This window comes from Pseudomonas canadensis (assembly GCF_030980095.1).
Taxonomy (GTDB): Bacteria; Pseudomonadota; Gammaproteobacteria; order Pseudomonadales; family Pseudomonadaceae; genus Aquipseudomonas; species Aquipseudomonas canadensis.
Genome location: NZ_CP133298.1, coordinates 1,524,156 through 1,537,610 on the forward strand (window position 1 = coordinate 1,524,156; position 13,455 = coordinate 1,537,610).

General features: G+C 59.3%; 16 protein-coding genes and 1 tRNA gene. 5 read left to right on the top strand and 12 right to left on the bottom strand.

The window, feature by feature from the left end; all coding sequences use genetic code 11:
• Window positions 1-69: 69 nt before the first annotated feature.
• The gene (locus tag RB216_RS06975; RefSeq protein ID WP_028619319.1) at window positions 70-954 is read right to left on the bottom strand and encodes a LysR family transcriptional regulator; all 885 of its coding nucleotides are present in this window, start codon (window positions 952-954) and stop codon (window positions 70-72) included.
• Window positions 955-1,049: 95 nt separating this feature from the next.
• On the opposite strand from RB216_RS06975, the gene RB216_RS06980 reads away from it, so the two are divergent.
• Together RB216_RS06980 and RB216_RS06985 are read left to right on the top strand one after the other, a co-directional pair.
• Window positions 1,050-2,213 (top strand): MFS transporter, encoded by a 1,164-nt coding sequence (locus RB216_RS06980; RefSeq protein ID WP_305384074.1) that lies wholly within the window; start codon window positions 1,050-1,052, stop codon window positions 2,211-2,213.
• Window positions 2,210-3,376: an MFS transporter gene (locus RB216_RS06985; protein ID WP_305384076.1), complete on the top strand. Its 1,167-nt coding sequence runs from the start codon at window positions 2,210-2,212 to the stop codon at window positions 3,374-3,376. Before RB216_RS06980 ends, RB216_RS06985 begins: the two co-directional genes overlap by 4 nt.
• Here RB216_RS06985 and RB216_RS06990 read toward each other — a convergent pair.
• The gene (locus tag RB216_RS06990) at window positions 3,369-3,677 is read right to left on the bottom strand and encodes an addiction module antidote protein (protein ID WP_016975142.1); all 309 of its coding nucleotides are present in this window, start codon (window positions 3,675-3,677) and stop codon (window positions 3,369-3,371) included. The genes RB216_RS06985 and RB216_RS06990 overlap by 8 nt on opposite strands.
• A gap of 2 nt (window positions 3,678-3,679) precedes the next feature.
• Window positions 3,680-3,973 (bottom strand): type II toxin-antitoxin system RelE/ParE family toxin, encoded by a 294-nt coding sequence (locus RB216_RS06995; protein WP_068937614.1) that lies wholly within the window; start codon window positions 3,971-3,973, stop codon window positions 3,680-3,682.
• 465 nt (window positions 3,974-4,438) lie between these two features.
• Here RB216_RS06995 and RB216_RS07000 point away from each other — a divergent pair, with 465 nt between their 5' ends.
• Window positions 4,439-4,678, top strand: coding sequence for a DUF6124 family protein (locus tag RB216_RS07000; RefSeq protein WP_028619323.1), 240 nt, complete (start codon window positions 4,439-4,441; stop codon window positions 4,676-4,678).
• A gap of 78 nt (window positions 4,679-4,756) precedes the next feature.
• Here RB216_RS07000 and RB216_RS07005 read toward each other — a convergent pair whose 3' ends face one another.
• The 7 genes from RB216_RS07005 to RB216_RS07035 form a co-directional block, all read right to left on the bottom strand.
• Complete coding sequence (locus tag RB216_RS07005; RefSeq protein WP_028619324.1) at window positions 4,757-5,062, bottom strand: DUF6482 family protein; 306 nt, start codon at window positions 5,060-5,062, stop codon at window positions 4,757-4,759.
• Between the two features lie 23 nt (window positions 5,063-5,085).
• Window positions 5,086-5,610, bottom strand: coding sequence for a DUF3833 domain-containing protein (locus RB216_RS07010; protein WP_028619325.1), 525 nt, complete (start codon window positions 5,608-5,610; stop codon window positions 5,086-5,088).
• A 185-nt stretch (window positions 5,611-5,795) separates the two neighbouring features.
• A tRNA-Gly gene (locus tag RB216_RS07015) sits at window positions 5,796-5,869 on the bottom strand.
• A 167-nt stretch (window positions 5,870-6,036) separates the two neighbouring features.
• The gene (locus RB216_RS07020; protein WP_068937617.1) at window positions 6,037-6,921 is read right to left on the bottom strand and encodes an alpha/beta fold hydrolase; all 885 of its coding nucleotides are present in this window, start codon (window positions 6,919-6,921) and stop codon (window positions 6,037-6,039) included.
• 304 nt (window positions 6,922-7,225) lie between these two features.
• Entirely contained in the window at window positions 7,226-7,918 is a 693-nt protein-coding gene (locus tag RB216_RS07025) for a pseudouridine synthase (RefSeq protein WP_068937618.1), read from the bottom strand.
• Window positions 7,918-8,130 carry a cysteine-rich CWC family protein gene (locus tag RB216_RS07030; RefSeq protein WP_028619328.1) on the bottom strand — a complete coding sequence of 71 codons (213 nt, stop codon included), beginning with the start codon at window positions 8,128-8,130 and terminating at the stop codon, window positions 7,918-7,920. The genes RB216_RS07025 and RB216_RS07030 overlap by 1 nt, the downstream gene beginning before the upstream one ends.
• A 68-nt stretch (window positions 8,131-8,198) precedes the next feature.
• Complete coding sequence (locus RB216_RS07035; RefSeq protein WP_028619329.1) at window positions 8,199-9,821, bottom strand: methyl-accepting chemotaxis protein; 1,623 nt, start codon at window positions 9,819-9,821, stop codon at window positions 8,199-8,201.
• A gap of 262 nt (window positions 9,822-10,083) precedes the next feature.
• On the opposite strand from RB216_RS07035, the gene RB216_RS07040 reads away from it, so the two are divergent.
• On the top strand, window positions 10,084-10,446 hold the full coding sequence (locus RB216_RS07040; RefSeq protein WP_308908465.1) for a hypothetical protein: 363 nt from the start codon (window positions 10,084-10,086) through the stop codon (window positions 10,444-10,446).
• Between the two features lie 55 nt (window positions 10,447-10,501).
• Here the strand turns inward: RB216_RS07040 and dspII are convergent, their stop codons facing one another.
• Window positions 10,502-11,614: an enoyl-CoA hydratase/isomerase DspII gene (gene dspII, locus RB216_RS07045; RefSeq protein WP_028619331.1), complete on the bottom strand. Its 1,113-nt coding sequence runs from the start codon at window positions 11,612-11,614 to the stop codon at window positions 10,502-10,504.
• 136 nt (window positions 11,615-11,750) lie between these two features.
• On the opposite strand from dspII, the gene ung reads away from it, so the two are divergent.
• Window positions 11,751-12,443, top strand: coding sequence for a uracil-DNA glycosylase (gene ung / locus RB216_RS07050; RefSeq protein WP_010212240.1), 693 nt, complete (start codon window positions 11,751-11,753; stop codon window positions 12,441-12,443).
• 15 nt (window positions 12,444-12,458) lie between these two features.
• Here the strand turns inward: ung and RB216_RS07055 are convergent, their stop codons facing one another.
• Entirely contained in the window at window positions 12,459-13,394 is a 936-nt protein-coding gene (locus RB216_RS07055) for a YncE family protein (protein ID WP_308908466.1), read from the bottom strand.
• Window positions 13,395-13,455 lie beyond the last annotated feature (61 nt).

The following is a 13,455-nucleotide window of genomic DNA, read 5'->3' on the forward strand; positions in this document are numbered from 1 at the left end:
TCATATTGAACGAATTTTCCGAAAGGAACGTACGAGGGCTCTTTCAAAACCCTTGATACGCTATCTAGGCTATATCACTCTATTTATTACGTTCATAAAGGCTTGGATCAATAAGTTGTGTTCTTGTTTTCGGGTAAGAACTAACAGTTGCGCACACGCATCCACTTCCGCCAGCGGCCTGTACGTCACACCTTTATTCATCAAACTCTGCGTACATGCCGGCACCAACGCCACACCTTGCCCGGCGGCCACCAGCGCAATGATCGACGTGATCTGCCGCCCGGTCGGGCCCGGGCACAAAGGCTGGCCATGATGCCGATAAAGCTGCTCGATGGACTGGTTGAGCCCCGATCCATAATCCGCCGGAAACAGAATCAACGGGTACGCGCTGAGCTGCGCCAGGTTGACGCTTGCCTGGCGGGCCAACGGGCTCTCACTGGACACGGCGGCCACCAGCCTTTCTTCGCCCAGGGACAGCGCTTGCACCGCTTCGCCTTGCGGCAACAGGCGACTCAAGCCGATATCCAGCCGCCCATCCGCCACCTGCGCGCCGAGGCTGCCGGAGGCGCATTCCACGAGGGTCAACTGGACATCGGGGAAGCGCAGGGAAAATGCCTGGATCGCCTGGCTGAACAGGTCCGAAAGCGCGATCGAACTCACATACCCCAGCGTTAGTTGTCCCGCAGTGCCCGCCGCCAGTTTGCCGGCGATCACTTGCGCCAACTCAACCTGCTCCAGCACACCACGGGCATAGGGCAGGAACGAGCGGCCTTGCGCGGTGAGGGTGACCGTACGGCTGGTGCGATCGAACAGCTTGAAGCCCAACTCGGTCTCCAGCGCCGAGATCTGGCGGGTCAGCGGCGGCTGCGCCAGGTGCAGGCGAATGGCCGCGCGGCCGAAGTGCAATTCTTCGGCGACCGTCAGAAAGTAACGCAGCTTGCGTAGGTCGAGCATCCTGGTCCTTGGGTATCGATCGGTCTGAAATCGGTATTGGTTTTAGACCTGCCGGCCATTCTATAAAGACCTCACAAAATAAAACGAGAGGTTTCATGAAACCGCGCCTGCATTGTGCCCGTCTTGCCCTGTTCCTGTGTGGCTGCGCGGCGTTTCTCAACCTGTATGCCACCCAGAGCATTCTCCAGACGTTCGCCGCGCAGTTTCACATCAGCGCCAAGGCGGCGGGGTGGAGTATCACCGTGACGACCCTGGCGGTGGCGATCACTGCGCCTTTCGTCAGCCGGCTGACCGGGCGCTTTGAGCAACGCACGGTGATCAGCGCTGCGGCGTTGTTGCTGGCGGTGCCTGCGTTGATGACAGCCTATGCCGACAGCTTTGCCGAGGTGCTGGTGTGGCGCTTTGTGGAGGGCATGCTGATTCCGGTGGTGTTTGCTACCAGCGTGGCGTACATCGGCGACCGCTGGCGTGGCGGCACGGTCACGGAAGTCACCAGTCTTTACGTGGCCGGGACAGTGTTGGGTGGGTTTGCCGGGCGCTTCGTCACGGGTGTGATGACGGAGTACGTGGGCTGGCGCGAAGCCTTTGAGTTGATGGCGGTGCTAAGCCTGATGGTGGGTGGGTTTATCCAGTTCCTTTTACCGGTCAGCCGTGCGCGATCCGTGAGGGTTGAAACTGCGTTTTCGGCGGTTTTTCGCAAACCTTTATTGGCCGCCTATGCGGTAGGTTTTTGCGTGCTGTTTTCCCAGGTGGCGGCGTTTACCTACGCAGGTTTGTATCTCGGATTACCGCCGTTCAGCCTGGGGCCTGCGGCGCTGGGCACGCTGTACATGGTGTTCCTGCTGGCGCTGATCGTGATCCCCATCGCCGGCCGTCTCAGCAAGGCCCGGCCACATGCTGAACTGCTGAGCGTGGCTGCGGTGCTGGGTATTACCGGCTCCGCGCTGACGCTGTTGCCCTCTTTGTGGTGCATTGTTGCAGGCCTTTCGCTCAGCTCGACTGGCGTGTTCCTGGCCCAGGCGGCGGCCAACGCATTCACCACCGCGACCGCAGGTGACAACAAAGCAGGCGCCGTGGGCGTGTACCTCACCTGTTACTACCTGGGCGGCAGTTGCGGTGCGATTATCCCGGCGTTGATCTGGGAGCGTTGGGGCTGGGCCGGGTGTGTGGTGCTGATTATTGCCTTCCAGGTGTTGACCTTGTTGATCGCGCTCACTGGCTGGAAGCCCGTTAAACCTCAACTGATCGCGACGCCATGAACGACACCTCAAACCGCCGCCGTACCTTGATCGCCGGCTGCAGCGCCCATGCCGTGCATGATGGCCTTACCGATGTCATCTACGTGCTATTGCCGATCTGGCAGGCGCAGTTCGCGCTGTCATACGCCCAGATCGGACTGTTACGCGGTGCCTATTCCGGGATGATGGCAGTGTTCCAACTCATGGCCAGCCGCGCCGCGAAACGCTGGGGCCGGGTATCGATGCTGGTGGGCGGCACAGCACTTGCCGGTGCGGCTTATCTAATGGTGGGCCAAGCCACTGGATGGGTGATGTTGCTGCTGGCACTTCTGTTAGGTGGATTGGGCGCCAGCACCCAACACCCGCTGGCCTCTTCGATGATCAGCGACGCCTACGAGGACGGTGGCGGAATCAAGCAGGCACTGTCCCAGTACAACTTTTCCGGCGATATTGGCAAAACGCTGATTCCGGGCTTGATTGGGTTGCTGCTCACCGTCATCAGCTGGCGTGCCAGCGCGACGTTGCTGGGGTTGCTCGGCTTGGCAGCGGCGGGGTTGCTGTGGTGGTTGGTTCCTGCAAAAGCATCCGAATCCACCTCTACAAAAAGCGCAAAGCCTTTCAGCGGAAGTGGCTCCGTCACCGGCCTGCGCGCCTTGATTCTCACAGGCACCCTCGACAGCGCCGTACGCATGGGCTTTCTCACCTTCCTGCCCTTTCTGCTGCAAGCGAAAGGCGCGGGCACTGCCGGTATTGGCCTGGCCCTGACGCTGCTGTTTATCGGTGGCGCATTCGGCAAATTGCTCTGCGGCTATCTAGGGGCGCGCATCGGCATGATGAAAACCGTGTGGCTGACGGAAACCAGCACTGCGTTGCTGATCGTTGCCGCCGTGTATGTGCCGCTGGCCGGGTTGATGGCGATGCTGCCGTTGCTGGGCCTGGTGCTCAACGGTACGTCTTCGGTGCTGTACGGCGCCGTGCCGGATCTGGCGGGCGCGGGGAAGCGGGAGCAGGCGTTTGCGATGTTCTACACCGGCACCATTGGGGGTGGTGCGCTGGCGCCGGTGGTGTTCGGCGGGGTTGGGGATGCGCTGGGTGTGTCGGTGGCGGTGATGGTATTGGCGGGGGTGTTGCTGGTGACGTTGCCGTTGGCGTGGGTGGTGCGGCGGGGCTTCGAGCTCAAATAATCGAGCGGTCGACCGGATGTCCAGCCCGCGCAAATAGATCGATACCGAGGGAGTGGAGTACTTTGAGTACAGTTTCGAAGCGAGGTTTTGCGCCAGGGGCGAATGCCTTATAAAGGCTCTCACGACCCATGCCCGCTTCGGCAGCGATCTTTGTCATTCCTCGGGCTTTAGCCACGTAGCCGATGGCGCGAAGAAATTCTTGATTGTCGCCGTCGGCCAGAACCTGAGAGAGGTATTCACTGATGGCCTCGTCGCTGTCGAGCAGTTCGGCCATATCAAATGTCGTCAGCGTTTGTTTCATGATCAAACCTCTTTTGCCAATTTTTTTGCTCTACGGATATCAGTGTCCTGGGAAGACTTGTCACCGCCTACCAGCAAGATGACGATCACCTTACCTCGCAAAGTGAAATAAATTCGATAACCCGAACCAACGTCTATCCGCATTTCTGAGATGCCGTTACCTAGTGTCTTGATATCGCCCAGGTTACCCATGCTGGCTCTTTCGATACGTCGACCTATTGCGATCTTTGCTCGTAGGTCGCGTACTTCTGAACGCCAGTTAATGAAGGCTTGGGTTTGCTGGATCAAATAGCTCACAGGACCTCGCGTGGCCTAACTGTATCCAAGTGGATACTTGTTGGCAATAGGAATGGCAGCTGGCAAAGGCTGGGGAGGATGCGTGGGGAGCGCTTCGGTTTCAAACGTTCTTGAAGGTTTTCCTGTTGCCAAAATTTGCAGTGGCAGTTCGGGGAGAGAGGCTGTATTCGAACCTTGCGGCATTGCCTACACAACCATCAGAATCGTCCGAGTTGTGCGTCTTGGGCGACCTCTTTAAGGTTCGTCTGCCGCTGCCCATCAGCGGTCGGGTTTAGTAGCCCGATAAAAAATTTCCTCGGCGTATGGCTGTCCTTGCAGTCAGGCATTTCAGTGCCTGAATCTATTGGTAGCTGTGCGCAGGGCGTCTTCGGGCGCGCCGGTTTTCGAGGAAATTTCCGGTCTACTAACCTGCGTACAGCTGCCACCCTAACCCTTGGGGTGGTGGTCCTTATCGAGGATCAACAGATGTGTAATGACTCATGTAATCCATCCGTAAAACTGTTCAGCGTCCGTCCCGAAGCCAACACCGAAGCACTGCTCGCCAACGCCTACGAAACCATCGCCGGTGCGGGAGCCATGACCAATGAGTTCGCCGAAACCCTGCCTTCCCAACAGCGCTACCTGGCCCTTGCGATCCAGCAAATGATCGAGTTGGGGCTGATGCTGGTGGAAGCGGCGCAGGACCGCGTGGATCAAGCCGCCTAGGTCACTTGGCGCACCGCATAGGCTTGCCTTCCCAGGCCGCCCATACCAAGGGGTAGGGGAGCCAACAAATTCCAGATGCTACAGGGACGAGGCCAGCGTAAACGGAATGCGCAATGCGCCGATCGGTCCTTCCCGCACACCGCACATTTCATCGTGCACACAGTGCTGCACCAGCACGCAGGGAAAGGGCGGAACCCGTTGCAACAGGCTGCGCAAATGCGTGGTGGAGCCGATGCGCAGCGGCTGGGCGTCATCGCCCTGCAGTGTCATCTCCGCGTTATCCAGCCTGACGCGCGCGATATAGAAGCCACCCTCCAGCGACAGCAACTCCAGCTCGCGAACTTCACCGTTCATGGCCAACTCAGTCAGCATTTGCAGGTTCATGTTTCACCCTCACTGCGGGTCATTCATTGGCGACGAAAGAACAGCGTGACTTGGCCCCATTCGACGCCGAACTTGGTCATGCTGGAGCGGTTGATCAAGGTGTCCTCGTCCATCAGATACATCCAGTCATCAAAGCTCACCTCGTAGACCGAACCGTCCACTGGCAGGTTGAGCCTGTAGCGCCAACGCAGCGCGTTACCGGCCACTTCGCCGATCGCCTCGCCGACCACATCACCCGCCCGCCCCCTCCAGCGCCCTGGGCCATCCGGTGTCAGCGTCCATACACGTTGTTGACGCGTGCCGTCGCTGTACAGAAAACGCTCGTCGAGAATCAAGGCGTTGCCCTCGCGCCGGCTGGCGATATCCACTTCAAAGCGCTTGGTGACCTCACCGGAACGCTTCTGGAAAATGCCCCAGGCCTTGACGGGCTTGCTGAAGAAACGCTCCAGGTCCAGATGCGGCTGCTGATCAACGTAGCGCTCGACGCCTACGTTGGCGCAACTGCTCAAACTCAACATCAATAACAATGAAACCAGTAGACGTGTCATTGCTCGGCTCCGTGATTGTGCGTCAGCACGTTCGAAGGATACTTGTACAAGAATATAGATTTGTACAGGTATTCCCGACCGATGATTGATGCGTCAAATCGCGGCCATAAAAAAACCGGTCATCAAGGACCGGTTTTTTATGCATCCCCCGTCAAACGCAACTTGACGCGAAACGAGAATTTGAGTGGAGCGGGTAGAGGGAATCGAACCCTCGTCGGAAGCTTGGGAAGCTACTGTTCTACCATTAAACTATACCCGCTCAGAGCGGCTGACTTTGTACCAGAAGTTCGCGGGGATTTGAAGTTTTTCTTCAAAAATGTGTGGGTTATGTGCCTTTGTAGGAGCTGGCTTGCCTGCGATGGCATCGCCTCGGTTTACCTGATACCCCGAGAGCCATCGCAGGCAAGCCAGCTCCTACACAAGCATTCAAATGGCAAAGGCATGCTGCGCCTGGCCTTGGTGATAGCGCAACCGGCTGACCTGCCGCTCCGGTTTCAAGAAGCCCACCACTGCATCCCGGCTGTCCCGGCACGCCGCCTTGTGCTCCATGTCCAGGAAATGCCCCGTCGCCTGAATCGTACTGAAGCTGCTGTTGGCCACATGCTGACCAAACAGCTTGGCATCCTGGGCGCTGGTGTATTCGTCCCATTCACCGTTGAGAAACAACACCGGAATGTCGATCTGCTTGGCCGCCTTGAGGTAGCACAAGCGATCGCTGTTCAGCACGTGGCTGATGTGAAAATGCATCTGCCCATACTCATGCTCGGCCAGGCTGCTCACGTGCTTGTAGTTGAAGCGCTTGAACAGTGACGGCAGGTGTTTGCCGATGGTGCTGTTGACGAGGTGGCCGACGCGGTCGCGGTCGAGATTGCCGAGGTAGTCGACGCCGCGTTCCAGGTAGTCGCGCATCGGGGCGTTGATCACCGGGGAGAACGAACTGATCACGGCCTTCTCCACGCGGCGCGGGCGATGGGCGAGGGCAACCAGGGTGGCGGCGCCGCCCCAGGAAAAGGACAGTACGTGTTCGGCGGCGAAGTGATCGATGAGTTCCAGCAGGAGCTGGCCTTCGACTTCCTTCGTCAGCATTTGCTCGTGGCGGTTGTGGATTTTGGAGCGGCCAGCGTAGGGCTGGTCGTACAAAACCACATTGAATTGCGGGTACAGGCTTTTCACGGTTTGGGCGAAGGATGCCGTGGTGGCCATGGAGCCGTTGACCAGGATGATGGTCTTTGCAGCAGCGTCCGCGCGATAGAACTCCGTGTAAACCCGATACTGACCCTGTATATCCAACACAGCGATTTCTGGCCTCATGTCGTAAGACTCCTGGCAAGCGGGTAGGGCGCGCAGATCACTCTGCACGAGCTTTATGACAGGTAGGCATACGCCTGGAAAAGGAGGCCCATGTCGATCCAATGACGGCTGGCCGACGGCTGTTGTTATGGCGGGCTGTTTGCCTGAGAGGCCCGTAGATCAAGCGCGGGCGGGGCAAGGTGTTTCTTGGAGGTTATAGGCGACTCGCCGGTCATATTTGAACGGGTGATCCTGATTCAAGCAGCAGCGGTGCGACCCTGCAAGGCGCTGAGGCGGTTTTTTGCCATCACCGGCTGAACGGTCGTCAGACCTGTCGGATTTCGTCGTCAGTCAGCGCCCGATACTGGCCCGGCGCGAGGGCCACATCCAGCTCCAAAGGGCCCATCCGCTCGCGATGCAGGCCGATCACCTTGTTATCAAAGTGCCCGAACATGCGTTTCACTTGGTGGTAGCGGCCTTCGACGATGCTCAGCCGTGCGGTGGTCGGCCCCAGTAATTCCAACTCGGCGGGTTGGGTGGTGAGGTCTTCGAATGCGAAGTACAGGCCCTGGGCAAAGGTCATCGCATACTCAGGGCCGATAGCCTGCTCGGTCTCCACAAGGTAGACCTTGGGCAGCTTGGTCTGTGGCTGCGTCAGTCGCCGCGACCACTGGCCGTCATTGGTGATCAGCATCAGACCGGTGGTGTTGAAATCCAGACGACCGGCAATGTGCAGCTCACCTTTGTCCGGCTCATCCAGTAAATCCAGCACGGTTGGGTGCTGCGGGTCTGCGGTGGCGCTTACGCAACCCTGGGGCTTGTGCAGCATGAAGTAGCGCGCCGGTTTGCCGGCCTGCAGCACTTCATCGTCAACGCACACACGGCTGAATTCCCGGACCTCATGATGAGGATCGCTGACCGCAACGCCATCCACCGACACACGCCGCTCTGCCAGCAACAGGCGCACTTGCTTGCGGTTGAAGCGCGGCAGGTTACTGAGGAGACGATCAACCCGCATTACGTTGGCTCAGCCCCGCGCAATTGCTGATCCACCTGGGCGCAGCGTGGGCACAGACAAGCCTGGTTGCGCAGCTCCGAGGGCAGGGCCTCAAGCACCGCTGGATCGATGGTGACGCTGAAGCACCAGCAGGCTTGGTCGGCTGTGCGCGGGTCGGCCAGCGTGCAGTCGTTGCGCGCGCCACAGGCGGGGCAGAGTGTTGGCGTGGTCATGGGCGGGTTCGGGCTGGATCGGGCAAGGTATGCCGTGCACGATACAGGTCCGACCCGGCCCAAGCTACTTAGAGCTGGAACTTGCTGACCAGTACGTTGAACGAAGTGGCCAAACGCGACAGGTCCTGGCTAGACGCATTGGTCTGGTGAGCACCGGCGGCCGTTTGGGTGGACAGGTCCTGGATGTTCAGCAGGTTGCGGTCCACTTCGCGGGCCACCTGGGCCTGCTCTTCTGAGGCGGACGCGATGACCAGGTTGCGCTCATTGATCTTCGCCACGCTGGCGGTGATCCGTTGCAGCGCTTCGCCAGCGTTTTGCGCCAGGGTTTGGGTGTCGTTGGCCCAGGTCAGGCTCTTGTTCATCGCCGCGACCGCGTCATCGGCGCCGGTCTGGACGTCGCCAATCATCTTTTCAATATCGACGGTCGAGGTTTGAGTACGGTGGGCCAGCGCCCGCACTTCATCGGCGACCACTGCGAAGCCACGACCTTGCTCACCCGCACGAGCCGCCTCAATGGCCGCATTCAGGGCCAGCAGGTTGGTCTGGTCGGCGATCCCACGGATCACATCGATCACCTTGCCGATTTCCCGTACTTGCCCGGCAAGATCTGCAACCGACTGAGTGGAATCGTTGATCTCGCCCACCATCGAGCGCATGCCGGACACGGCCTGTTCCACTTGTTGGCGGCCGTCTTCGGCCTCGGTAGTCGCTTGGCGCGAAGCTTCCGAAGTCGACACGGCGTTGCTTGCCACTTCGTCCACGGCAGCGGTCATCTGGTTGACGGCGGTGGCGGCTTGTTGAATTTCATCATTCTGACGGGTCAGACCACGGCTGCTTTCATCGGTGACAGCGCTCAGCTCTTCGGCGGCCGAAGCGAGCTGGTCGGAGGCGTTGGCGATTTCCACCAGGGTGCCTTTCAAACCGCCCTGCATGTCCGACAGCGCCATCAGCAGTTGCCCGGCTTCGTCGGTGCGTTCGGTGGTAATGGCCTGGGTCAGGTCGCCTTTAGCAATGCGTTGTGCACTCTCTACTGCCTGCGCGATGGGCCGAGTGATCAAGCGGGTGATCAATACACCCACAATGATCGCAATCATGAACGCCAGAACAATGCCGCTGATCATCCAGGTCAACGCGCTGGCACGCAGCTCATCGGCGGCGATGGCGCCTTGCTTGATCTGGCGGTTATTGGACTCGATCATCACGCGGATCAGTTCGCGCGCCTGGCGGAACAGTTCATTGTTTGTGGTATTCAACTGAGTGCGGGCCTGATCGACCTGGCCGCCGTCAAGCAATGCCATGATGCGTTCGGAGCTGCTGACATAGGTGGGCCAAATCTGGTCGAGCTTGTCTCCGGCTGCCCGTTCGTCATCTTCCAGCGGCGTCGCGCGATAGGTCGCGTAGGCGCTCTGGCTGCGCTTGAGTTCCTGGGCGATATCCTGGCGCACGCGCTCGCGGTCTTGTTGGGCCACGTTGCCGTTGGCCGCATCCATTAACCGATACAACCCGCGATTATGGGCGACCAGGCCATTGAGGGTGGCGGCCGTATTACTCACGGAGACAAGGTTGTTGGAGAACGTCAGCTCCAGTGCCGAAGAGAGGCGCACGACCCCTTTGATCCCCAACAGGCCGACTCCAAAGGTGATCAACGCACACAGTAAAAATGAAAGCAGCAGCTTAGTTGAGATTTTCATGGCTCGAATCCGGCGATAGTAGCGAAGGGCGCACGCTAGAGCCTCCCTGGCATGGTGCGATGTCATAGTGACATCATCGCAATTGAGAAAGTTGCGAGCCAGATAAATTTACTGAATCGATAAAGCTTGAACAGATGTATCAAGTCGTTACGGAAACGCACCAGATTCAGTTTTTGATGTCAGATATTTCGTCATTCGGTGAAAGCCGAGTGCCGCTCTCCAGCGTCGCTGGAGGTGCTCTTCCGCGGTCCAGGAGGCCGCCATGTATCGACGACTGCTGCTCAGCGCTTTACTCGGTCTGACCCTTTCCGCTTGCGTGCCCTATTACGATGGCGGCCAGAGCTACTACCGTTCCGAGGTCTACTCCTCACCGGCACCGGTGTATTACTACGGTGGCGGCACGGCGTATCAGTACCGCCGTGATTACTACCCCGCACCGCGCTACTACGCGCCACAACCGCGCTACTACTCGGCCCCGCGTTATTACCAGCCGGCCCCGCGCTACTACGGGCCGCGTGCCGGCTACCGGCCGTATCCGAACCACGGCTGGGGCGGTGATCGTTGGGGAAATGGGGGGCGTGGACGCGGTTCCGACCATGGAGGTGGCCGCGGCGGTCACCGTTGACAGGCCAGTAATGCATGCGGCGCATGAAGCGCCGCTTTTTTATGGGCGCCAATAATCAGTAATCAGACAGGTCCGCCAACGGATGGCGGCCTTCCCACGCCTTGTTGAAATGCGCCTGCACCACCGCCTCCGGGATCGTATTGATATCCGGCCAATGCCAATGCGGCGTCTGGTCCTTGTCGATCAACCGCGCGCGCACCCCTTCACTGAATTCCGGATGGCGGCAGCAATTGAGGCTCATTGTGTATTCCATCTGGAACACCTGCGCCAGGGACAGGTGCCGGGCACGCTGAATCTGTTCCCACACCAAGTGGGCGGTCAGCGGGCAGCCTTCGCTCAACGTCTTGCCGGCACGGCTGAACAGGGGATCGGCATGCTCACGCAGTGGGCTCAAATTACGCCAGGCACACCGCACATCGCCCACGTCCAGCCATTCGTCGATTTGTGCCCGGCGCGGCAGCCACTGCGCTTCGGGTTGCTGGTCGACGGCTTCCTGGGACAGCGCCTTGAGAAGGCTGTTGAGCTGCATTTCTGTCTGTTCCTGCCAGTTCAGTTGCAGCAAACCATCGAGCAACTCGTCTTGCTGATCATCGCGCAGGAAGCGGTCGGCCAGGCCGAGGTCCAAAGCGTCGCGGCCGTTGATATGGGCGCCGGTAAGGCCGAGGAACAACCCCAGCTTGCCCGGCAGGCGCGACAGGAACCAACTGGCGCCGACGTCCGGGTACAGCCCGATGCTGATCTCCGGCATGGCTAACCGGCTGCTTGGCGTGACGATGCGCACTGCGGCGCTTTGCAACAGGCCCATGCCGCCCCCCAGCACGTAGCCGTGCCCCCAGCAGATCACCGGTTTGGGGTAAGTGTGCAGGCGGTAATCAAGACGGTATTCCGCCGCAAAAAATTGCGCCGCCAGGGCTGGCACCACGCCAGGCTGTTCCCGACAGGCCTGCGCCAGGCTGCGTACTTCACCACCGGCGCAAAACGCCTTGGGGCCGTTGCCGCGCAGCAGTACGCAGTGGATGTTCGGATCCTTGGCCCAGGCTTCAAGGCGTTCGCCCAGGGCGAGGATCATCGGCAGGGAAAGGGCATTGAGGGATTTTTCAGCGTCGAGGCTGGCGATGCCGATGCGGGCACCGTCGCTGCCGGTCAGCTCTTCGAAGTGCAGGTTCATCGTGACCTCAATCGAGAAGGTGAAGGATGAGTATGATCGCTTCGTAGGAAAGCGCCGTTGGTGTGTCAGATCAATTGACAAGCGGGGTCGGCTTTCCTAGGGTTCGCCTCATTCTTTTTTACAAGACTATTCAACCATGACCGAAGACGACCGTATCAAACTCGAACCCAGCTGGAAACACGCCCTGCGGGATCAGTTCGAGCAGCCGTACATGGCCCAGTTGCGCGAGTTCCTGCGCCAGGAACATGCCGCCGGCAAAGAGATCTACCCGCCCGGCCCGCTGATTTTCAACGCGCTCAATTCCACACCGTTGGACAAGGTCAAGGTCGTGATCCTCGGCCAGGACCCCTACCACGGCCCCGGCCAGGCCCACGGCCTGTGCTTTTCGGTGCAACCGGGCGTGCCAGCGCCGCCGTCGCTGGTCAATATCTATAAAGAGCTCAAGCGCGACCTTAACATCGACATCCCTAATCACGGCTACCTGCAAAGCTGGGCCGACCAGGGCGTGCTGATGCTCAACACCACCATGACCGTCGAGCGCGCCAATGCCAACGCCCATGCGGGCAAGGGCTGGCAGTTCTTTACCGACCGCATTATCGAGGTGGTCAGCGAGCACCAGCCGCATCTGGTGTTCCTGCTGTGGGGCGCCCATGCCCAGGGTAAGCAGAAGCTGATCGACGCGACCAAGCACCTGGTGTTGACGTCGGTGCACCCGTCGCCATTGTCGGCGTATCGCGGGTTCTTGGGGTGTGGGCATTTCAGCCGGACCAACAAGTTTCTTGAGCAGAATGGCGAGACGCCGATCGAGTGGCGGTTGCCGCCGGTTTGATACCCTAGCCCTGCCTTACAGCCGGACTTCTGCCACTGTTGAATTGCCGATATTTGCGACATATGCAATTCGGCCGGTGGGGGCCACAGCGATTCCACGTGGCTTGTCGAAACCAGGGATTATGCCAGTCACGGTTTGGGTACGAGTATCGATAATGCTGACTCGGTTGCCATCGGTTTCGGTGAGATAGGCTCGCTCCAGCATGGTGTGAAAAGCTATCTGAAAAGGGCCGAGCAGGCCGCGGAGAATCGAGCTTGCCTGTGCAGTGGCAGTATCCCCGATATACACCTCGCCACGGTCTCGGTAGGTGATGTAGACGCGAGCGGCGAAGCGAGCATGAGCAATGCTGGTGGGTTCTCCAGCAACCGTATTGGTTTGGAACACGACCTTGTTGGTGCCTAGGTAGATAATGGTCCATTTATCGGCTGTTGACGCCACATGTGAGCGGGCGTTTCCGGGGGCTACACAAATGTCTTTGGCATAAGGCACGGCGGTGGCGATGATTCGCTCGTAGTTGGTGGTGTTGATCGCAACGACTTCGCAAGCGCCGTGGTCGGCGATGTACAGGCGCGCACCGGTGGAGTTCAACGCCATGCCATTGACGGTGGTGAATCCGCCGATTTGATTGATAACGGTGTTGCTTGAGGTGTCGATCACCGTAATGGGGGTATCGCTCGCCTTGCTGTTATCGCTGGCATAGAGTCGATGGGCTGACGGGTGCATGGCGAGCCAGATGGGCGAACCCACCCCGACAATCGTTGTAAGGACGCTCATGTTTGTGGTGTCGATGACCGTGATGCCTTGTGGGGGTGTGGCGCTGGCGACATAAAGCCGGCTTCCATCTCTGTTAAGTACAAGGCGATTAGGTGATCCCTGTACGGGAGTCGTGTTGATGATCGCAGCGGGTTCATCATTCTCGTCGTCCGCGACGGTAGGGGGGAGGGGCGTCATGTTGTAATCCTCAAGGGTTCAGTAGCACGATTGAGGATCAAGGCGATGAGCTTGCCTAGCT